Source organism: Kitasatospora sp. NPDC008115, from assembly GCF_042957205.1.
Taxonomy (GTDB): Bacteria; Actinomycetota; Actinomycetes; order Streptomycetales; family Streptomycetaceae; genus Kitasatospora.
This window is the reverse complement of sequence record NZ_JBIBHU010000011.1, coordinates 214,215-235,624: the sequence shown is the minus strand read 5'-3', so window position 1 is coordinate 235,624 and position 21,410 is coordinate 214,215. Positions and strand designations below refer to the sequence as shown.

Annotated in this window: 15 protein-coding genes and 2 pseudogenes; 9 read left to right on the top strand and 8 right to left on the bottom strand. The window is 73.6% G+C overall.

Going from position 1 to position 21,410, the window contains the following annotated elements; all coding sequences use genetic code 11:
- Positions 1–4: 4 nt before the first annotated feature.
- Positions 5–1,012, bottom strand: a complete 1,008-nt coding sequence (locus tag ACFZBX_RS16755; protein ID WP_391534475.1) for a helix-turn-helix domain-containing protein — start codon at positions 1,010–1,012, stop codon at positions 5–7.
- A 56-nt stretch (positions 1,013–1,068) separates the two neighbouring features.
- Here ACFZBX_RS16755 and ACFZBX_RS16750 point away from each other — a divergent pair, with 56 nt between their 5' ends.
- Complete coding sequence (locus ACFZBX_RS16750) at positions 1,069–2,304, top strand: MFS transporter (protein ID WP_391534474.1); 1,236 nt, start codon at positions 1,069–1,071, stop codon at positions 2,302–2,304.
- Positions 2,305–2,424: 120 nt separating this feature from the next.
- Entirely contained in the window at positions 2,425–2,883 is a 459-nt protein-coding gene (locus tag ACFZBX_RS16745) for a hypothetical protein (protein WP_391534473.1), read from the top strand.
- Positions 2,884–2,914: 31 nt separating this feature from the next.
- Here the strand turns inward: ACFZBX_RS16745 and ACFZBX_RS16740 are convergent, their stop codons facing one another.
- Entirely contained in the window at positions 2,915–4,279 is a 1,365-nt protein-coding gene (locus ACFZBX_RS16740) for an FAD-dependent oxidoreductase (RefSeq protein ID WP_391534472.1), read from the bottom strand.
- 312 nt (positions 4,280–4,591) lie between these two features.
- On the opposite strand from ACFZBX_RS16740, the gene ACFZBX_RS16735 reads away from it, so the two are divergent.
- The 5 genes and pseudogenes from ACFZBX_RS16735 (at position 4,592) to ACFZBX_RS16715 (ending at position 9,923) form a co-directional block, all read left to right on the top strand.
- Complete coding sequence (locus tag ACFZBX_RS16735; RefSeq protein ID WP_391534471.1) at positions 4,592–5,713, top strand: hypothetical protein; 1,122 nt, start codon at positions 4,592–4,594, stop codon at positions 5,711–5,713.
- Positions 5,714–6,325: 612 nt separating this feature from the next.
- A pseudogene (locus ACFZBX_RS16730) lies at positions 6,326–7,483 on the top strand (type III PLP-dependent enzyme); the annotation flags it as partial.
- A 105-nt stretch (positions 7,484–7,588) separates the two neighbouring features.
- Positions 7,589–7,942, top strand: a complete 354-nt coding sequence (locus ACFZBX_RS16725) for a DUF6204 family protein (RefSeq protein WP_391534497.1) — start codon at positions 7,589–7,591, stop codon at positions 7,940–7,942.
- 47 nt (positions 7,943–7,989) lie between these two features.
- Positions 7,990–8,991, top strand: coding sequence for a ChbG/HpnK family deacetylase (locus ACFZBX_RS16720; protein WP_391534470.1), 1,002 nt, complete (start codon positions 7,990–7,992; stop codon positions 8,989–8,991).
- Entirely contained in the window at positions 8,988–9,923 is a 936-nt protein-coding gene (locus tag ACFZBX_RS16715) for a hypothetical protein (RefSeq protein ID WP_391534469.1), read from the top strand. Before ACFZBX_RS16720 ends, ACFZBX_RS16715 begins: the two co-directional genes overlap by 4 nt.
- Before the next feature lie 7 nt (positions 9,924–9,930).
- Here ACFZBX_RS16715 and ACFZBX_RS16710 read toward each other — a convergent pair whose 3' ends face one another.
- A complete protein-coding gene (locus tag ACFZBX_RS16710; RefSeq protein ID WP_391534468.1) occupies positions 9,931–10,671 on the bottom strand; it encodes a helix-turn-helix domain-containing protein in 741 nt (246 codons plus the stop codon).
- Between the two features lie 331 nt (positions 10,672–11,002).
- On the opposite strand from ACFZBX_RS16710, the gene ACFZBX_RS16705 reads away from it, so the two are divergent.
- Complete coding sequence (locus ACFZBX_RS16705) at positions 11,003–11,962, top strand: LysR family transcriptional regulator (protein ID WP_391534467.1); 960 nt, start codon at positions 11,003–11,005, stop codon at positions 11,960–11,962.
- A 351-nt stretch (positions 11,963–12,313) separates the two neighbouring features.
- On the opposite strand, the gene ACFZBX_RS16700 is transcribed toward ACFZBX_RS16705, so the two are convergent.
- The 5 genes and pseudogenes from ACFZBX_RS16700 to def all read right to left on the bottom strand — a co-directional run bounded on the left by ACFZBX_RS16700 (position 12,314) and on the right by def (position 20,417).
- The gene (locus tag ACFZBX_RS16700; RefSeq protein WP_391534466.1) at positions 12,314–16,507 is read right to left on the bottom strand and encodes a hypothetical protein; all 4,194 of its coding nucleotides are present in this window, start codon (positions 16,505–16,507) and stop codon (positions 12,314–12,316) included.
- Between the two features lie 320 nt (positions 16,508–16,827).
- Positions 16,828–17,155, bottom strand: a pseudogene (locus ACFZBX_RS16695) (transposase); the annotation flags it as partial.
- 165 nt (positions 17,156–17,320) lie between these two features.
- Entirely contained in the window at positions 17,321–18,811 is a 1,491-nt protein-coding gene (locus ACFZBX_RS16690; protein ID WP_391534465.1) for an RsmB/NOP family class I SAM-dependent RNA methyltransferase, read from the bottom strand.
- A gap of 69 nt (positions 18,812–18,880) precedes the next feature.
- Positions 18,881–19,822: a methionyl-tRNA formyltransferase gene (gene fmt / locus ACFZBX_RS16685; protein ID WP_391534464.1), complete on the bottom strand. Its 942-nt coding sequence runs from the start codon at positions 19,820–19,822 to the stop codon at positions 18,881–18,883.
- Positions 19,823–19,871: 49 nt separating this feature from the next.
- Positions 19,872–20,417, bottom strand: coding sequence for a peptide deformylase (def, locus tag ACFZBX_RS16680; RefSeq protein ID WP_391534463.1), 546 nt, complete (start codon positions 20,415–20,417; stop codon positions 19,872–19,874).
- Between the two features lie 264 nt (positions 20,418–20,681).
- Here def and ACFZBX_RS16675 point away from each other — a divergent pair, with 264 nt between their 5' ends.
- Entirely contained in the window at positions 20,682–21,338 is a 657-nt protein-coding gene (locus tag ACFZBX_RS16675) for a hypothetical protein (RefSeq protein WP_391534462.1), read from the top strand.
- Positions 21,339–21,410 lie beyond the last annotated feature (72 nt).

The window sequence follows — 21,410 nt, the reverse complement described above, 5'->3', positions numbered from 1 at the left end:
GCGATCACCCACCGCCGCCCGCCAGTCGGTCGCCGAGCGCGGTCCGCCGGTAGAGCACCTGGCGGCCGTCGCGGGCCCGGACGAGCAGGCCGGCGGCGCGCAGCACCCGCAGGTGCTGGGAGACGGCGCTGGGCGTCACCCGCAGCCGCCGGGCCAGTTCGGCGGTGGAGAGCGGCTCGTCGAGCATGGTGAGCAGCCGGGCCTTGGCGGCCCCGACCAGCGGCGCCAGCACGGCGAGCGCGGGGGCGTCGACGACGGGCGGCGGGGACCAGAGGGTCGCCAGGCCCCGGCAGGGATAGGCGAGCACGGGCGCGCCGTCCGCGCCGAGCGGCGGGGCCGGCTTGTGGGAGAACACGGACGGGATCAGCAGCAGGCCGCGCCCGGCGGCGGCGACGTGGTGGTGGCTGAGCATGTCCGAGATGTGCAGGACACCGCGGTTCCAGCGCAGGAACGGGTGCATGTCCGCGAAGAGCAGCCGGGCGCCGCCGACGGCCAGCCGGCGGGCGCGGTAGGTCATGTCGGCCTCCAGCAGCAGCCGCATCCTCGGCCACTCCGACCGGAGCGCGATCTCCCAGTACCGGCCGAGGAGTTCGCAGATCCGGTCGCGCAGCGCCCGCACCTCGGCATCGCCGGCGCCGGCGAGGGCGGTGCGCAGCGGCCCGGGCGGCGGGTCCGGCAGGTGGGTGTCCGCCAGGTCGCGCCGGACCACCTCGGCGGCGGTCCGGCGGACGGCGGCCAACTCCTCCTCGAAGGCGGGCGCGAAGACCGGTGGGCGCGGCGTGAGGAAGTCCGGCACGGTCCGCCGCGCGGCGACCAGGGAGAGCAGCAACCCGGCGTCGAGGTCGCCGAGTTCGCCGATCGCTCGGAGCGCCGCCCGCCGCCACGGCAGGTGCAGCGCCGACAGCCCTGGATCGCGCAGCACGCGAAGGCTGAGCACGGTCTCGTGCAGCGGGGAGAGGGCGAAGCGGGTGTCCGCGAGGTCCTCGACGCCCAGCTCGAAGGTGACGACCATGAAGCCCCACGCTACATCGTTTGTGGGCGGGCCCGGTGGCGCGCCAACCTCCCCCCATGACCCGCCGACTCCTCCTGCTGCTCTCCCTCACCTGCGCGGTCGGGGTGGGCACCATCTACTTCGCGCAGGCGATCACACCGCTGATCGCCGCAGGCCTGGGCATATCCAAGGGCGCCGCCGCCTCGGTGGTGACGGCCACTCAGATCGGCTACTCCACCGGGATATTCCTCCTGGTCCCGCTCGGCGACCGGCTGCCCAACCGCCCGCTGCTGGTCAGCCTGCTCGGGCTGACCGGGCTCGAACTGCTCGCGGCGGGCTGCGCGCCGACGCTGCCGGTGCTGCTCGTCGCGAGCTTCGCCGTCGGCGTCACCACGGTCGCCGCCCAGGTGATCTCGCCGATGGCGGCCGGGCTGGTGGCCGCCGACCGGCGCGGGGCGGTGCTGGGCACGCTGCTGAGCGGATCGACCGGCGGCATGCTGCTGGCCCGGACGTTCGGCGGCACCCTCGGCGAGTGGCTGGGCTGGCGCGCGCCGTACCTGGCGGCCGGGGCGCTGACGCTGCTGCTCGCCGCCGTCCTGACCCGGGCGCTGCCGGGCGTCACCGCCGCCGTCCCGCCCGGCCGGGCCCCGTACCGGGCGCTGCTCGCGGCGCCGCTGCGGCTGCTGCGCACGGAGCCGGAGCTGCGCCGCTCCGGCTTCTACCAGGCGACGGTCTTCGCGGGCTTCTCCGCCGTCTGGACCTGCCTGCCGCTGCTGCTGACCGGCCCCGAATACGGGCTGGGCGCCTCGGCGGCGGGGCTGGTCGCACTGGTCGGCGCGGCGACGATGGTCTGCACGCCGTTCGCCGGACGGGTGGTGGACCGCCGGGGCGCCGAGCCGGTGAACCTGGTCTCGATGCTCGGCGTCCTGGCCTCGGCCGCCGTCCTGTCGGCCGCGGGCGGTGGCGGCGCGGCGGGCCTGGCCGTCCTGGTGGCGGGCACGCTGCTGCTGGACGTCGCGATGCAGTCCGGCATGATCGCCAACAAGACCCGGGTGTACGACCTGCGCGCCGACGCCCGCAGCCGGCTCAACACCGCGTACATGACCGTCGGCTACCTCGGCGGCAGCGCCGGCTCCTGGCTCGGGTCGCGCGCCCACGCGCTGGCCGGCTGGCCCGGCGTCTGCGCCCTGCTCGCCCTCCTCGCCACCCTCGCCCTCACCCGCCACCTCACGGCAGGACGGAAGCGGAGGGCCGGGGCGGCACCTGATCCGGAGCCCGCGCTTCTCCTGCCGGACCCGCCGCCGGAGCGTTAACGTCACGTTCATGACAGCAGACAGTGAGGACAACCACCCTCCCCGCGACCACCTGTCCTAGCCGCCCGCTAGCGTGTGGGGCGCCCGTCCGAACCGCTCCATCCCGACCGGAGGTCGCCCGTGGCCAGGCTCCACGTCCGCAGCGGCATCAACCCCGACGACCCGGACGCGCCCGTGGTGGCGCTGCTCGTCGACCCGGACGGCCCGCCCGGGGAGCGGGCCGTCGCGAAGCTGGGCCGCTACGGCCACGAGGGGGACGGCGCGTTCTTCCTGCTGCCCACCGACGGCTGGGCGGAGCACGCCCTCGACGGCGGCCGGCTGACCGTCGCGGTGGCGGCGTACCCGTTCGCGCTCCGGCAGATCGGCGCCGACCCGGAGGCCTTCCCGGAACGCTCGCCCGCCGTCCCCGGGGCGGCACTGCTGCTGCGCGCGGACGCGGCCGTCGACCCGGAGCTGTACGCCCGGGCCGACGCCGCGACCGCCGTGTTCACCGCAGGGCCTGGGCTCGCGCTGGACGACGTGCTGGCCGGCGAGGACGCCTGGCCGCTCGTCCTCGCCCCGCCGCCGTCGGAGGCCTGACGGCCCGAGGCCCGACCCGAAGGCTTGGCCCTCAGGCCCCGCTGCGCCGGAGCATCTCCTCGCGCTCCACCACCTTGACCCGCTCGCGCCCCTCCGCCGCGCCCAGCGCGCGCTCGTGGGCGTCCAGCTCGTGCCAGCCCTGCCAGGTGGTGAACCGAACCCCGCGCTCGCGCAGGTGGCCGACGACCGCCTCGGGGTCGGGCTCGGCGGCGCCGGGCAGGCGGCCCTCGGTGTGGTCGGCGAGCAGGCAGGCGACGGTCTCGTTGGCGTCGCCCTTGGTGTGGCCGATGAGGCCGACCGGCCCGCGCTTGATCCAGCCGGTCACGTACACGGCGTCCTGGTGCGAGCCGTCGGCGGCGAGCACCCGGCCGGCCGCGTTGGGGACGGTGCCGGAGACCGGGTCGAACGGCAGCTTGGGCAGTTCGTCGGAGTAGTACCCGATGGCCCGGTAGACGGACTGCACGTCCCAGTCGGTGAACCGGCCGGTGCCGCGCACGTTGCCGGTGCCGTCGAGCTCGGTGCGCTCGGTGCGCAGGCCGACCACCCGGCCGTCCTCGCCCAGCACCTCCACCGGGGACTCGAAGAAGTGCAGGTAGAGCCGGTGCGGGCGGTCGCCGACATCGCGGATGGCCCAGTTCTCGATGGTCGAGGCGACCATGTCGACGTGCTTGGCGCCACGCCGCTCGGCGATCGAGCCGTCGTCGTACTCGATGTCCTCGGGGTTGACGATCACCTCGATGTTCGGCGAGTGGTCGAGCTCGCGCAGCTCCATCGGGCTGAACTTGGCCTGGGCCGGGCCGCGGCGGCCGAAGACGTGCACCTCCAGCGCCCGGTTGCGCTTCAGGCCCTCGTGGACGTTCGGCGGGATCTCGGTGGGCAGCAGCTCGTCCGCGGTCTTGGCGAGGATGCGGGCGACGTCCAGGGCGACGTTGCCCGCGCCGAGCACGGCGACCTTCTCGGCCTCCAGCGGCCAGGTGCGCGGCACGTCCGGGTGGCCGTCGTACCAGGAGACGAAGTCGGCGGCGCCGTACGAGCCGTCGAGCCCCACACCGGGGATGTCGAGCGCGCGGTCGGCCATCGCGCCGGTGGAGAAGACCACGGCGTCGTAGAACCGGTGGAGGTCGTCCAGCGCGAGGTCGGAGGGGTAGTCGACGTTGCCGAACAAACGTATCTGCGGCTTGTCCAGCACCTGGTGCAGCGCGGTGATGATGCCCTTGATCCGCGGGTGGTCGGGCGCCACGCCGTACCGGATCAGTCCGAACGGCGCGGGCATCCGCTCGAAGAGGTCGATGGAGACCCCGGGCTGCTGGGCGGCGTCGGACTTCAGCAGGGCGTCGGCGGCGTAGATGCCGGCGGGGCCGGCGCCGACGATCGCGACGCGGATCGGGCGGGTCATGGCGGGACCATCCTCCGAACGGGGACGAACGAAACGGGGACGAACGAAACGGGGCGGAACAGGGCGGAACCCGTCCGGACAGGACAGGCGGGACGGGCGAGGGTGACCCACTCCCACCCAACCGGGCCGGACCTCGCCACTGTAGGCGGTGTCGATCTATGACCCCATAGACCGAACCTATGGCCGAACCGGGAACAGCACCCGCCTCCCCCGTCCGCACAAGGTCCAAAAACCGACGCCGCAAGGCCGCCCGGGTGCCCTAGCGTTGCCCTCGCACCACGACATGAGGTCTAGACCACAGAGTGGGGATTCATGAATTCGCGTGTGTGGAAAGCCCATTGGAGCGGAGCCCTGGCAGCTGCCGCGGCGCTCCTGCTGACCGGGGCCGGCGCCGGGGCAGCCGTCGCCGACCCGGCACCGGGAGCCGGCACCACCACCGCCACGGCCAACGGCACCGCCGTCGGCTGGCGGGCGCTCGGGCTGGCCGTCAGCCCGGAGGGGACCAAGGCGTACGTCGTGGCGGCCGACCGGGCCGGCGCCCGCACGCCGGTCGCGCTGCGGACCGTGGACCTCCGCAGCGGCGCGGTCGTCGCCGAGCTGCCGCTGGCCGAGGACGGCGCCGCCGGGAGGCCCGTGGTGAGCCAGGACGGCCGGCGGCTCTACGTGGTCGTGGCGGACCGACTGGTGGCGGTGGACACGACCACCGGCACCGTGCTCTCACGCACCCCGGCACCGGAGCAGCCGCGCCCGGCCGGCTGGACGCCGGGCGCGCTCACCGGGCTGGCGGTGAGCCCGGACGGCTCGAAGGTCTACGCCGGCCAGTACGGCCCGGCCGCCGACGGCCAGGGCGTGCTCCCCGGCCGGGTCCTGGTGTTCGGCGCCGACCGGGGCGCGTTCACCGGCGCCCTGCCGCTGCGCGGCCACGGCGTGAACGGGCTGGCCCTCCAGGCGGGCGGCGCCGCCGCGTACGTCGCCACCGACCTCGGCGTCGAGCACCTCGACACCACCACCCCGGTGCCGACCGCGCTGCGCACCGTCGAGCGGCTCGGCGCCGCCACCGAGCTGGCCGCCTCGCCGGACGGCCTGCGGCTGTACGCGCTGGGCGCGCAGGCCTCCGCCGGCACCGGCTACGCCGTGAACACCGGAACCGACGTCGCGCGGCCGCTCTTCACCTTCGCCAACTCACCCGTAGACCTCCACTACGTGGCGGTGAGCCCGGACGGCGGGCGGCTCTATCTGCTCAAGGACAGCTGGACGCCGCAGGCCTCGGTACTCGCCTACGACACCGCCACCGACGCCAACCTCCCGGGCGAGACGCTCACCGGCTTCGGCCTGGACGGCGTCTCGGCCGCCGCCGTCGCCCCGGGCGGCCACGCCCTGCTGCTGGCCGGGATCCGCGGCGACGGTTCGTACCTGCGGACCGTCGCGCTCTGAGCCGGCCCAGGCCGCTCCCCCTCGGGCCCGGGGGCCCGAGGGGGAGCGGCCTCGGCCATGCTCCTCGGGCCGGTGGCGATCGCACCGGCACCTGACATCAGGGACACATCACGATGGCCTCGCACCCGACCCGGACACCCGCCCGGATCCCGCGGACACGCCATCTCGCCCGCCCCGGGCGCCACTTGCCCCTTGAGGAAGCCGCCTGCCCGAACAGGCACCCCCCGATTCCCCCTTCGATCTGACGTTGCGCCAAACCCGCCGCACCCGAACTCCGTTGCAGGTCAAGGCCGGTCGCCCACTGACCGACGATGGCGGCCGGTGGCCGGAGGGGCGAGGGTTGACACTGAAAGTTGGTCTAGTCCACCGTAGGGCCACCTTCCGTTGGCGCGGCTGAAACAAGCGGCGGCACCCATCTGCCGGACGCGAAACCCCTCCCTGATCCCCGCGCCCCGGCCCCGCACCGCCCTGCCCCGCGGCCACCCCTCCGACCGCCGCGCAGGGCCACCGACCGACCAGACCTCCGACCCGAACCGTGGAGTGACGTGATGCCTAAGCCCGACTCCTGGCACCCCTCCAGCACCGGCACCGACGCCGACACCAACGCCGCCGATGCCTGACTACGGACGCCTGCGCACCGCCCTGGCCTCCGCCGAGGACGACCGGATCATCTTCGACCTCGACGGCATCGAGGCCCAGTACGACGCCCTGCTGCGCGAACTGCCGGGCTTCGACGTCCGGTTCGCCATGAAGGCCTGCCCGGTCGACGAGGTGCTCGCCTGCCTGGCCGCCCGGGGCGCCGGCTTCGACGCCGCCGGTCCGCAGGAGATCGCCCAGGCGCTGCGCACCGGTGTGCCGGCCGGGCGGGTCCACTACGGCAACACCATCAAGTCCGACCGCCAGATCGCCGAGGCGTACCGGCTCGGCGTGCGCGACTTCGCCACCGACAGCCTGGCCGACGTCGCCGCGATCGCCGAACACGCCCCCGGAGCAAGGGTGTTCTGCCGGCTCGCCACCACCGGCGAGGGCGCCCTGTGGGGGCTGAGCCGCAAGTTCGGCTGCTCGCCCGAGGACGCGATCCGGATACTGGCGGCGGCCCGGGCCGCCGGACTGGTCCCGGCCGGCCTGTCCGTGCACGTCGGATCGCAGCAACTCACCTCCGAGGCCTGGCAGTACGCCCTGGAGACGGCCGCCCCGCTGATCGAGGAGGCCAACCGGCTCGGCATCGCACTGGACCACGTCAACCTCGGCGGCGGCCTGCCCGCGCTCGGTGTGCTGGACCGGCGCGGGAACCCGCTCCACCCCCCGCTGGACAAGATGTTCGCGGTGATCCGGGAGGGCGTGCAGCACCTGCGCGAGGTCTCCGCCGGGCCGCTGGAGTTCCTGCTGGAGCCGGGCCGCCACCTGGTCGCCGACCACGGCGCGATCCGCTCCCACGTCACCCGGCTGACTGAACGCCAGAAGCTCGACGGGGAGCGGGTCCACTGGCTCTACCTGGGCTGCGGCAAGTTCAACGGCCTGTACGAGATGGACGAACTGCGCTACCGGCTGGAGTTCCCGACGCACCCCGGTGCGCCGACCGTGCCCGCCGTGGTCGCGGGCCCCACCTGCGACAGCGACGACGCCTACGACGACGAGTGCGCCGGCGTGCCCGTCCCCCAGGACGCCGCCTCGGGCGACCCGGTGTGGATCCTCTCCTGCGGCGCCTACGCCACCTCGTACACCACCCGGGGGTTCAACGGCTTCCCGCCGCTCCCCTACAGCTGCGTCCGGGCGGACCACGGCTCCCACCTCGACGAGGACGCCCCGGGCCGCCCCGCCGGCTCCCCCGAAAACCCGTCGCCCGCCCCGCCGGGCACCGCATACGCTCGCCCGATGACCACCCGCACCTTCCGCATCACCGTCCGCGGCGTCTTCGACGGCCTCACCCCCGAGCAGCACGCCGAGTTGCAGTCGCGCGCCGCGGAGCACGACATCCTCTTCGCCGCCTTCACCCCCGAGGGCAGGCTCAGCTACGACCTGAGCGCCCGCGCCGTCTTCACCTTCCGCTACCAGGACACCGGCGAGGCCGAGGAGGACATCCTCGACGCCACCGAGCGCGCCGAACGGTCCGCCCGCGACTGGCTCGACGAACGCGGCTACGGCTACAAGAACCTCCGCTCCCAGGCCGAGGACCTCTCCCAGGCCCCGCTCGGCAAGCGACAGCGCCGCGCCGCCCGCGAAGGCTGAGGAAAACCCGGCTGCGCCGCCCGCTCCGCCCCGGCAGACTTGCGGAGGTGACCCAGCCGACCACCCTCGCCACCGAGCTGCTCGGCCACCCGCCGGGCACCCGCCTGCTGCTCCTCAACTGCGACGACTTCGGCCTGAACGAGGACGTCAACCTCGCCGTCGTCGAGGCGATCGAACACGGCGTCGCCGCCTCCTGCAGCCTCATGACCGGCTGCCCGGGCTCCGCACACGCGCTGCGCCTGCTGCGCGAGCGCCCCGGGCTGCCGTTCGGGATCCACCTCACCCTGGTCTGCGACACCGACGAGCCCGGCCACCGCTGGGGCCCGGTCGCCCCGGCCGCCGCCGTCCCCTCACTGCTCGACCCCGCGGGCCGGCTCCTCCCCGCCACCCCCGAGGGCCGCGCCCGGCTGCTCGCACGGGCTCAAGCAGCCGAGGTCGAAAGGGAGTTCAGGGCCCAGATCGAGGCCGCCACCGGACCGGGACCGCACCCGACCCACCTCGACTTCCACTGCTTGGCCGACGCCGGCCGCCCCGACCTCCTCGACCTCGCGCTCGCGCTCGGCGCCGAGTACGGCCTGGCCGTGCGGATCTGGCTCGCCCCCGCGCTGGAACGCCTGCGCGCCCGCGGGCTGCCGGTGGTCGACCACCCCTTCCTGGACAGCTTCTCGGTCCCGCTCGACGACAAGCCCGCCCACTACGCCCGCCTGCTCGCCGCACTCCCCCCGGGCCTGACCGAGTGGGCCGTCCACCCCAGCCTCGCCACGCCCGCCACCCGTCCGGGCGACGGCGGCTGGCGGGTGCGCCGCTCCGATTACGTCTTCCTCCTCGCCCCGCGCACCCGCGAACTGCTCGCCGAGCACGGTGTCACCGTGACCGACTACCGCCCGCTGCAGTCCTGCTGGGCCCGGGCGGCCGCGTCCGGCACAGCGTCCGACGGTACGTCCCGCACCGCGTCCTACGCCGTGTCCGACACCGTGTCCGACGCCGCGTCCTCCGCGTCCGAATCGTTCAAGACCGCCGCCCCCGCGCCCCCTACGGTCGAGTCATGACCCGCACCACACGCCTCACGGCCACCAGGCTCGACGCCGCCGCCCGCTTCCTCTGGACCTCCGGGCGCGTCATCGAGCAACGCCGCTTCGCCCACCTCTTCGGCGCCGAGCCCGACCCCGAGGGCGTCCTCGCCGCCCTGAACGCCCACCTCTCCCCCGACGGGGGCTTCGCCTACGGCCTCGAACCCGACGTCCGGGGCCCGGCCTCCCAGCCCATCGCCGTCCCGACCGCGCTGCTCGCCCTGGAGGAGGCCGGGGCCCTGGACCAGGCCCGCGCCGGGCTGGTCTGCGACTGGCTGGCCGAGGTCGCCGCACCCGACGGCGGCGTCCCCGTCGCCCTGCCGACCCTGCGGCCCTACCCGCGGCCGCCGTTCCTGCCGGTGCCCGATGAAGGCGCGAAGCCCGTCGGCGAACTGCTGTCCACCGGGCAGATCGTGGCCCCGCTGCTGCGCCAGGGCATCGAGCACCCGTGGCTCACCGCCGCCACCGCGTTCTGCCGCACCGCCGTCGAGAACCTCGGCGCGACCCACCCGTACGAGGCGGGCGCCGCGCTGCGCTTCCTCGACGCCGCCCCGGACACCGTCTGGGCCCGCGACGCGGCGGCCCGCCTGGGCCGGCTCGTCCGCGAGCAGCGGATCGTCCTCCTCGACCCGGACCGGCCCGAGGAGGCGCGGATCGCCCCGGGCTACGCCCCGGGCGAGCACCACCTGCCGCACGACTACGCCCGCACACCCGACAGCCTGGCCCGCGACTGGTTCACCGAGCAGGAACTGACGCGCAGCCTCGACCACCTCGCCGCCACCCAGCAGCCGGACGGCGGCTGGCGGATCCACTGGGCGCTCTGGTCGGCGACCACCGAGTCCGAGGCCCGCCCCGGCGTGACCCTCCAGGCACTGATCACACTCCGCGCCTACGACCGGGCGTCCGCCTAGCATCCGGTCAGTCCGCTCCCCTTCGGCCCAACAGCACCGTCGGCGGCACCCCCGCCCACCGGCGCACCTCCCTGGTGAGGTGCGCCTGGTCGGCGTACCCGGCCCGCAGCGCCACCTCCGCCAGCCCTCTCCCACCCGGCCGCGCGCAGGCCAGCGCCCGCTGGAAGCGCAGCACGGCGTGCAGGGTCTTCGGCCCGTAGCCGACCGCGTCGACCAGTCGGCGGCGCAACTGCCGCTCCGAGAGCCCCAGTTCCGCCGCAAGATCCGGCACGCGCGCCCCTCGCACGCGCCCCAGGGCGGCCACCGCCCGTTCGACCACCCGGTCCGGCTCCCACCCGGACACGAGCGCGGCCGCGAACGCGTCCAGCTCCGCCACCGCCTCACGCGACCCGCGAGCCCCCGCCAAACGCTCCCCGAGCCGCTCCGCCGCCGGCGCGCCGACCAGCTCGGCCAGCGGCACCTGGCGGTCGCAGAGCTCCCGCACCGGCACGGCGCCCAGCAACAGCCCCGCCGCACCGGGCCGGAACCGCACCCCGGCCAGCTCCGCCCCGCCGCGCACCGGAACGCTGCGGGGCGCGCGGTCCGGGCCGACCACCTCCAGCCCCGCGTCCGACCAGACCAGGTCCACGCAGCCGTCCGGTACGACGAGCTGGTCGTACGACTCCCGGGCGTTGTGCCGCGTCCAGAGGCAGGCCACCTGCCGCCCGGGCGCGTGCACCGGCCGGCGCTCCGTGTACGAGACGGTCACCACCCCTCTCCCGCCCGGACACCGGGAGGTGCGCCGTCCTGGAGCGGGCGCACTCCGGCGCGAGCCCTCCGGTCCAGACCACCAGTCCCCGGCCGGCGTACGCCGTCGGCCGCCGCGAAGGTGGGCATACGGCCTCCTTGGCAGGTCTCCACCGACATGTCATTGTCAATCATCACGTCAGATCCTTTACTCCCAAGGGGAGTTGTGGCGATCGACGCCATATGCCGAGTCGCCATGCGCTCCCGCGAAGCCAAGGTCAGCACACTTTCCATTTCCGGTCATCCCCACCCCCATCCCCCCACCCAGCCGACCGACCACCGCGGAGAACCCCATGCCGGACCTCGATCTCAACCTGCTCGTCGCCCTGGACGCCCTGCTGGAGGAGGGCAGCGTGACCGGTGCCGCCGAACGGCTGCACACCTCGGCCCCGGCGATGAGCCGCACGCTCGGACGGCTACGCCGGGTACTGGGCGATCCGCTCCTGGTCCGGGCCGGCCGCGGGCTGGTGCCGACGCCACGCGCGGTGGAACTGCGCTCCGAGGTCCGCTCCCTGGTCAGCCGGGGCCAGGCACTGCTGATACCGCCCTCCGCCGCCGAACCCGCCGAGCTCAACCGGCGCTTCACCCTCCAGACCGGCGACATCCTGCTGACCACGATCGGCGCGACCCTGCTGGCGGCGGTCCGCACCCAGGCCCCGAGCGTGACCCTGCGCTTCCTCGGGGACGACCTGGAGGGCACCAGCGCGATGCGCGACGGCCTGATCGACCTGGAGGTCGGCGTCACCGACCACCTCGACCCCGAGACCCGCACCGAACCCCTCACCACCACCCGCCTCGTCGGCATCGCCCGCACCGGCCACCCGCTGGGCGACGGCACGCCCCCGACCGCCGAGGAGTTCGCCGCCGCCGACCACCTCACGGTCTCCCGGCACGGCCGCGGCCCCGGCCAGGTCGACCAACGGCTCGCCCAACTCGGGCTCTCCCGGCGGGTCGTCGCCAGCGTACCGAGCTACCCGGCGGCGCTCTTCCTGCTCCGCGACACCGACCTCGTCGGCCTCGCCCCCGCCCGCCTCGGCAACCCCGCGGCCGAGGCCCTCGGCCTGACCACCTTCCCCCTCCCGCTGGACCTGCCCGACGTGGTCCTGAGCATGGCCTGGCACCCGCGCAACGACCAGGACGCCGGCCACCGCTGGCTGCGCGACATGGTCCGCGGCGCCGTCACCTCCCACGCCGACCCCACCCGCACCCTCCCCGCCCGCCCACTCCCCCGCCCCGCCCTCACCGCCCACTGACACCCCCACCCCTCGCCGCCCACCCGGGACGGGCGGCGAGGACGATACGGCACCACCGCCACCAACCTGCCGCCTCGGAAAGTGTTGGGTAATTGATCAACTGCGTGCCGTGATGCTCCGGCGGTGATCGAGCCGCTTCTGTCGGAGCGGATCCGCGCCGGGGTGGAGTCCGAACCTCTTATCCCCTGCCTCTGCCCACCAGGGCAAACGATGGTCCGGACCGCTCAGCGGTCCGGACCATCGTCGTCTCATGGTTGCAGGTTTGCTTGCAGTTGCTCTGGCGCAGGTGCGGCCCTGGGGAGGGGTGTCCGTGGCCGGCTGCCACGGGCACCCCTCTCAGGTCCGTCTACCTCAGTTGTTGCGGCGACGCCTGCTGAGGGTGAGGGCGAGTCCGCCGATGGCCAGCAGTGCGGTGGCGATTCCGGCTGTGGTGAGGACGGCGGTGCCGGTGCGGGCGAGGATGCCGGTCGGTCCGGGCTCCGGGGACGCGGGCTTGGCGGGCGTGACCGGGTCGGGTTCGACCTTGACCGTGGCGGTGGCCTCGGGGGAGGTGGCTCCGGTGCCGGTGGCGGTGGCGGTGTTGACGACCTTGCCGCGCTGGGCGTCCTCGGTGGTGATGGTGTGCGGCTTGGTGGTGCACACCATCGTCTCGCCTGGGGCGAGGCTGGTCCTGGGGCAGGTCACTTCGCCGGCGGTGGGGTCGTTGACCTTGATGCCGGTGACGGTGGTGGTGCCCTGGTTGGCGACGGTGAGCTTCCAGTCGATGCGGTCGCCGGTGTCGGTCTTGCCGTTGCCGTTGACGTCGGTGACGTCGGCGGTCTTGGTGAGACCGAGCGCGCCCTGTCCGTTGGACGGGACGGTCACCTCCGACGGAGGCGACACCGGCGGCTCGCCCTTGGGCGGGGTGCCGGTACCCGTGGCGGTGTTGCGGATCGTGCCCTCGTCGACGTCGGCCTGCGTCACCGTGTAGCCGGCCGTGCACTGCACCGTCGCACCCGGAGCCAGGGAAGCGGCCCCGTCCTTCGGGCAGACCACCGGCGACAGCTTGCCGGTGCCGGTGAACTCGCCCTCATTCACCTTCACGTCCTTGATGGTGACGTTGCCGGTGTTGGTGACGGCGAACTTGTAGGCGACCTTCTCACCGGCGACGAGCTTGCCGGGCTTCTCGGTCTCGGCGGACTTGACGACGGTCAGCGCCGGCTTGGGCGTCTGCGGCAGTTCCACCTCAGAGGGCGGGGACACCGGCGGCTCGCCGCGCGGCGGGGTACCCGTCGCGGTGGCCGTGTTCTTCACCGAACCCGCGTCCACGTCGGCCTGGGTGACCGTGTACGTGGTGGTGCAGGTGACGGTGGTGCCGGGCGCCAGGTTGGCGGCCTCCTTCGGGCAGGTGATCGGGTCGAGCGTGCCGTGGCCGGTGAACTCGCCCTCGGTGATCTTGATGTCCTTCAGCGTCACGTTGCCGGTGTTGCGCACCGCGAAGCTGTAGGTGATCTTCTCGCCGGCGACCAGCTTGTCGTCCGTGCCGCTGGTGGCGGACTTGACCACGGACAGGCCGGTCTGGTCCTGGGTGTTGATGGTCGTCTCCGACGGCGGCGACACCGGCGGCACGCCCTTGGGCGGGGTACCTGTCGCGGTCGCGGCGTTCTTCACCGAGCCCGCGTCCACGTCGGCCTGGGTGACCGTGTAGGTGGCGGTGCAGAGCACCGTGGCACCCGGGGTCAGGGAGGTGGCCGTGTCCTTCGGGCAGATGACCGGCGACAGCTTGCCGCTGCCGGTGAACTGGCCCTCCTTGATCGTGACGTCCTTCAGCGTCACATTGCCGGTGTTGGTGACGGCGAACGCGTAGGTGATCTCCTCACCGGCGACGAGCGTGCCGGTGGAAGAGGTCTTCACCACCGCCAGGGCGGGCTTCTCCGGCGCCGGGACGACGGTCTCGGACGGCGGGGAGACCGGCGGCTCACCGCGCGGCGGGGTGCCGGTGGCGGTGGCCGTGTTCTTGATCGAGCCCGCATCCACATCCGCCTGGGTGACGGTGTAGGTGGCGGTGCAGGTCATCGACGCACCGGGAGCCAGCGAGGCGGCCTCGGTGGCCGGGCAGGTGACCGGCGACAGGGTGCCGCTGCCGGTGAACGCGCCCTCGGTGACCTTCACGTCCTTCAGCGTGACGTTGCCGGTATTGGTGACCGCGAAGTCGTACCGGACCTGCTCACCGAGGACGAGTTGGTCCGGCTTGCTGCTGTGGCCGGTCTTGACCACCACCAGGCCCGGCTGGTCGGTCGTCGTGATGGTCGTCTCGGTCGGCGGGGAGACCGGCGGCTCGCCACGCGGCGGCGTACCGGTACCGGTCGCGCTGTTCTTCACCGAACCCGCGTCCACATCCGTCTGCGTCACGGTGTAACCGGCGGTGCAAACGACGGACTCGCCCGGAGCCAGCGAAGCGGCCCTGCTCGGGCAGACGACCGGGTCGAGCGTGCCGCTACCGGTGAACGCGCCCTCGGTGACCTTCACATCCTTCAGCGTGACGTTCCCGGTGTTGGTGACGCGGAAGCTGTACGTGACCTTCTCCCCAACCACCAGACTGCCCGTCGAAGCCGACTTCACCACGGTCAGCGCCGGGTCGGACGGTGCCGGGACGGTCACCTCGGACGGCGGCGAGACCGGCGGCGGACCGGTCGGCGGGTTGCCGGTGACGGTGGCCGAGTTCTTGATCGAGCCGGCGTCCACGTCCGCCTGCGTCACCGTGTAGGTGGCCGTGCAGGTCATCGACGCGCCCGGGGCCAGGGAGGCGGTCTGGGCGGCGGGGCAGGTGGCGACCGGCGGGGTGCCGGTGCCGGTGAACGTGCCCTCGGTGACCTTCACGTCCTTCAACGTGACGTTGCCCGTATTGGTGACGACGAACGAGTAGGTGAGCGTCTGACCCGCCGTGAACGACTCCTCATCGGACGGGGAAACCGACTTCACCAGCGAGATCTTCGGATCCGGCGTCGTCAGCGGCGTACGCGTCTGCGCCTCGCCCGACCGCACGCTCGCCCCCGCGGGCGAAGTGCCGGACGCGGTCGCCGTGTTCTCCACCGCCCCCGCTGCGGCATCCGCCCCGGTCACCGTGTAGACCTTGTTCGCCGTACACGTTGTCGAGGCACCCGGCGCAAGCGTCGACGCCTGACACGCCACCGCACCCGCCAGTGGGTCGTTCACCACGATCCCACTGACCGTCACATCACCCGTGTTCTCCACCTTGAACCGGTACTGGATCGTGTCTCCGGCATCCGCGAGACCATCACCGTTCACATCGACCGGCGCATCCGCGCTCTTCACCAGCGACAGGGCGGGCTTCTCGAACACCACGGTGCTCGACCCCGGCAGGTTCAGACCCGTCACCGTGACATTGCCCGGCCCATTCGTGAAGCTCCCCGAACTCGATGACGTCACATCCACCGAAGCCGTGCATGAGGCCATGCCCGCATCCAGGTTCCCGGACACCTGCACACTCGTAGCACCCGCCGCGGCCGTCACCACACCCGCGGGACACGTCGTCGACACGGCCGGACTCGCCGCGACCGTCAACCCCGCAGGAAGCGAATCCTTGAACGACCAACCGTTCTTCGCCGCCAGCTCGTTCGTGTTCGTCACCGTGAACGTCAGCTTCGATATCCCGCCCGTCGTGACCGATATCGGGCTGAACGACTTGTCCAGCTGCGGGGTCACGTCGAGAATTCGGAAGTTGTCAAAAGACTGATCGTTCCCACTACCCGAAGCCCGTCGGTTCTCCAGTCGGAATCCAACGGTGGAGCCTGCGACCAGTTTCGCCTGATCGCCCACAAAAGTACCGACCGAGACAATGGCTCCGTTGACGTTGTACGTCTTCCGCCCCGGGTCGGCACAGATGTTGTAGTCGATCGAGTTCAGCGCCACGACCGAAGCCCCGTCAAGGAGGTAGAAACGGTCGAGCGCCTGCACTCCCGCATTGCAGAGGTTCCCCACGTCCAGCGAGAACGTCAGGAAACGCCCTGGGGCGGGGAGCGCGATGCCCGTTCCTTGCAGCATGACACCGGCGTAGGCGTTGCCCGCCCCTGTTTGTTCCGCGACAGCCAGGTTGGTGGTCGGGGCCGCCAGACCCCGGTACTGCCCCAGCGCATTCGGGATGGTGCGCGCGGACGGATACCACGCAGCGAAGCAGAAACCCTGCGCCGTGAGCGCCGCGTCGGTGGCCTGGCTTCCGAACACGAGCCCGTTGCAGAGCGCCGGGTTCAAATAGGCCGGATCCGCCGTATATGCCATACCCGTGGCACTCCGGTACTGATCGATCCGGGTCGCCCCGGCGACCGGCGCGTTCTGGAAGTCCTCCGAGTAGACCAGCGTCGGCGCCTGTGGGGTGCCCGGCGTTCCGGGTGAGGTGGCGGATGCGGAAGGGGCGACCCCACCGAGGGTGAGCAGCGGGACAGCTGCGATCACGATCAGCACCGCGGTCGCCACCGGGGCCACGCGGCGCAGGCCGCCGGACCGCCCGATGAGAGCCCCGAACGTACCGAGCAGGCCGGAGAGCAAGCGTGAACTCCGGGGCGCACTCCGTCTGCCGGCGCGGGCGCCGCCGCTCCTCGCGGTCCCCGGCTTCGCCCGACGCGGGCGATCGAACCCACGCAGTGTCATATGAATTCCTGCCTCAAGGAGGTGGCCGACGCCACGCGCCACGGGCCGATGACAGCCCACCTGCATGGAACTATCACAGATGATGCGTAGTTCATACGATTTGCGTAAAAGGTTCAGCGCGAGCCGCCCTGGGCCCGGTGGCCGCCGCGACGTGACCCTCGGCTTCTGCGGCGTGGGGCCGAGCCCAAGGAAGGAGCTTCGTGGGCAGTTGCGAAGCAGCCCGCCGCCTCGCCGACGAAGGCCGAGTGCACCACCGCCCGCAGGACGAGCCCGCAGGTGTCCACGAGCAGGTGCCGCTCACGGCCCCGCACCCGCTTGCCCGCGTCGCAGCCGATCGCCTCTCCACCCTGATGAATGCGGCACCAGCCTCCATGCACAGCCCGTGACCAGCACGGACAGCACGGTGTCCACAGCCGGCCGACGCGGGAACTCCAACGGCCGCCCACCCCGCCGCGGATCCCGCACCGGCAGCAGCGCCTCGATCACCGCCCACTGAGCAGCCGTCAACGACGAGTCACAGGAAGGCTTGCACGCACCGACACACATCGCGGTGATCTTCGCCGACGCCACCCCAAGCGAAGATCACCACCAGCACGTCACGGCACGCGGTTGATCAATTACCCCAACACTTTCTCAGCCGGACAACCGGACCGGCACCAAGGACCCGAACCCCGGACGGGCCCAAAGGCACCGCCCGGCCGCCCGACCCCGCTACGCCGTGCGGCGCAGGAGCGCCAGGTACATCGCGTCCGTGCCGTGCAGATGCGGCCACAGCTGGATGTCAGGGCCGTCGCCGAGGGCGGGGACGCCGGGGAGCAGGGGGCGGGCGTCGATCCACTCGACCCGGGTGCCCTCGGCGCGCAGGACGTCGTCGACCACCGCGCGGGTCTCCGCGAGGTGCGGGGAGCAGGTGGCGTAGCCGACCACGCCGCCGATGCGGGTGGCCTCGATGGCCGAGCGCAGCAGGTCGCGCTGGAGCGGGCCGAAGGCGGCGACGTCCTGCGGGCGGCGGCGCCAGCGGGCCTCCGGGCGGCGGCGCAGGGCGCCGAGGCCGGAGCACGGGACGTCGACGAGGACGCGGTCGAAGCCGCCCGAGCGCCAGGCGGGGCGGGTGCCGTCGGCGGCGATCACCGTGTACGGGCCGGGGTTGCCGTCCAGTGCCCGGGCGACCAGCCGGGCCCGGTGCGGCTGCTTCTCGCTGGCGACCAGCGCCGCGCCGCGCTCGGCGGCGAGCGCGGCGAGCAGCGCGGCCTTGCCGCCGGGGCCGGCGCAGCCGTCCAGCCAGAGCCGGTCGGGGCCGTCCAGCGGCGCGGCGGCGAGGGCGAGGGCGACCAGCTGGCTGCCCTCGTCCTGGACGCCGGCCCGGTTCTCCTGCACCGCCGCGACCGCGCCCGGGTCGCCGCCCTCGGCGAGCCGCAGGGCGAACGGGGACCAGCGGCCCGGCTCGGCCTCGGGCAGCGCGTCGGCCAGCTCGCCGACGGTGGCCCGGCCGGGGCGGGCGATCAGGGTGACCTCGGGGCGCTCGTTGTCGGCGCGCAGCAGTTCCTCGACGGCGGTGCGCCCGGCGGCGTCCGGCTGCCAGCGGCCGAGCGAGTCCCACAGGGCGGCGACCACCCAGCGCGGGTGGGAGTGCACGACGGCGAGGTGGTCCTCGGCGTCCTGGTCGTACGGCGGGGCGACCCGCTCGATCCAGGCGTCCAGGTCGTGGGCGCTGATCCGGCGCAGCACGGCGTTGACGAACTTGGCCTTGCCGTCGCCGAGCACCACCCGGGCCAGCTCGACGGTGGCCGAGACGGCCGCGTGGCTGGGGATGCGGGTGGTGAGCAGCTGGTGGGCGCCGAGCGAGAGCACGTCGAGGACCGGCGGGTCGACCTTGCTGAGCGGGCGGTCGATGCAGGCGGCGATGACCGCGTCGTAGGTGCCCTGGAGCCGCAGGGTGCCGTAGACCAGCTCGGTGGCGAGGGCGGCGTCGCGCCGGTCCATGCCCTTCTGCTCGGCCTCGCGGAGCAGCGACGGGAGGATCAGGTTGGCGTACGCGTCGCGCTCGTCGACGGCCCGCAGGGCGCGGAACGCGACGATTCGCGCCGGGTCCTTCTTCGGGCGCCGGTGCGGGCGCGGGGCGCGCTTTCCGCCGGACGCGCCGGGGGTTCCGGACGCGCCGGAGGCGCCGGAGGTGCGGTGGGTACTGCCGGGCGTGCTCATGGGATGTGCCTCAAAGTGCTGCGGGGGCTATTTCTGGATCTCTCGAAACAGTAACGCGGACGACCGGGCTCAGCCGCTCTCCCCCAGCCGCTCGCCGGACTCGATGCGCGCGCCGCGCGCCCAGTCCGCCGCCCGCATGGCCTTCTTTCCCTGCGGCCGCACCTCGCCCAGTTCGACCTCGTGGCTGCCGGTGCCGACCCGCACGCTGTTCTTGCCGACGGCCAGCTCGCCCGGGGCGAGGTCCGTGGAGGCCGGCAGCAGCCGCACCGGGCCGGTGACCTTGAGCCGCTCGCCGCGGAACTCCGTCCACGCGCCGGGGGCGGGGGCGCAGCCGCGCACCACCCGGTCGACCCGCAGCGCGGGCGCGCTCCAGTCGATCCGGGCGTCCTCGACGGTGATCTTGGGGGCGAGGGTGACGCCCTCGGCCGGCTGGGGGACGGCGTGCAGGCTGCCGTCGGCGATGCCGTCCATGGTGGCGGCGAGCAGCCGGGCGCCGGAGTGCGAGAGCCGCTCCAGCAGCTCGCCGCTGGTGTCGGCGGGGCGGACCTCCTCGGTGATCACGCCGTAGACCGGGCCGGAGTCGAGGCCCTGCTCGATCAGGAAGGTGGACGCGCCGGTGACCTCGTCGCCGGCCAGCACCGCGTGCTGGACGGGGGCGGCGCCGCGCCAGGCGGGGAGCAGCGAGAAGTGCAGGTTGACCCAGCCGTGCTCGGGAATCTCCAGGGTGCCGGGGCGCAGCAGGGCACCGTAGGCGACCACCGGGCAGCAGTCGGGGGCGAGCTCGGTGAGCCGGGCGACGAAGTCGGGGTCGCTGGGCTTCGCCGGCTTGAGGACCTCGATCCCGGCCTCCTCGGCGCGCTGGGCGACGGGGCTGGCGACGAGCTTGCGGCCGCGGCCAGCGGGGGCGTCGGGGCGGGTGACCACCGCGACGACCTCGTGCCGGTCGGAGGCGAGCAGGGCGTCCAGGGCGGGAACGGCGACCTCGGGGGTGCCGGCGAACACGAGGCGCATCAAGTGCCTTTCTGCAATGCGGAGTTGACGTGGTTCGAAGCGGTGGGCGTCAGCGCGCCGCGCCGAAGGTGCTGTGCGGGGAGACCTTGACCACCGGCGCGGGGCCCGAGCCCCAGTCCGCCTCGCGGATCGCCTTGAGCGCGGCCTTCCGCTGCTCGGTGTCGAGGCGGTCGATGAAGATGATGCCGTCGAGGTGGTCGGTCTCGTGCTGGATGCAGCGGGCGAGCAGTCGGGTGCCCTCGACGGTGACCGGGTCGCCGTACATGTTGAAGCCCCGGGCGACGACGCCGTGCGCGCGCCGGGTGTCGTAGCGCAGGCCGGGCAGCGAGAGGCAGCCCTCGGGGCCCTCCTGCTCCTCCTCGCTGAGCGACAGGTCGGGGTTGATCAGGTGCCCGGTGACGCCGTCCACGTGGTAGGTGAACACCCGCAGGGAGATGCCGAGTTGGGGCGCGGCCAGGCCGGCTCCGGGGGCGTCCAGCATGGTGTCGGTGAGGTCCTTGACGAGGGTGCGGAGCTCCTTGTCGAAGGTGGTGACGGGCCGGGCGGTGGCGCGCAGTACGGGGTCTCCGAAGATGCGGATCGGCTGGATCGCCACGGATGCGGGCTCCTGTCCGTCGGGTCCGGGTGCGGGGGTCTGGCTGCTGGCGCATGGTGGGCCGAGCGGCGTGCACGCGGCCGTCGGCCAGTCTATGCAATCCGCCCGAACCGGGTCCCGGCACATCCCGCTCACCCCGCCTGCGTGACCCCGGCGGGCGGTCCGGCGTTGGTCAAGTGGGATTGACCGTGATTGACCGTGGCCGGAGCGCGCGGGAAGGGCGCTCCGGCCGAGCCGAACCGTACGGAAGGTGGCACGTAGGCCATGGCCGAGCAGATCAACCACGACGCCCGGGCGCGGGCGAGCCTGCACCTGCTGGTGCGGGACATCGAGCGGGTGAGGCGACAGGTCGACGCCCTGCGGACGCTCACCGCCCAGTTGGGCAACGTCTACCGGCCGCGCCGCCCCAGCACCTCGGCGGGCTTCGTGGTGTACGGGCGGGCCCCGGCGCCGACGGTGCGCCTGGCGCAGGAGTTGCGGGAGAGCGTGGAGACGCTGGTGGCGGCGGCGGTCGAGTTCGACCGCGCGCTGGGCTTCTCCTGGGACTCGGTGGGCTCGGCCCTCGGGGTCACCAAGCAGGCGGTGCACCGCCGGTACGGGATGCGCCGGCCGACCAGCGAGCTGCTGGCGGCGGGCGGCGCGCTGCCGAGCCCGAGCCGTCCGGACCGCTCCGAGGAGCTGGCCGCCCACACCCCGGCGGTCGCCCACACCCCGGCGGTCGCGCACGCCCCGGCCGCCCACGCCCCGGAGCGCGACCGCTCCCCCGCCCCGACCGGACTGGCCACCACGGTCCCGGCGGCCCGCCAGGGCGGCCTCGACCGCAGCAGCCTCGACCGCCCCGCGCTGGACCGTCCCCCACTCGACCGTCCCCCACTCGACCGCCCCACGCTGGACCGCCCCGGCATCCCGCTGCGCGGCTGACGCACCCCCGCACACCGGCTGAGGGCCGCGGCACCGGACCCGCCGCGGCCCCTCACCCGACGAACCTCAGGC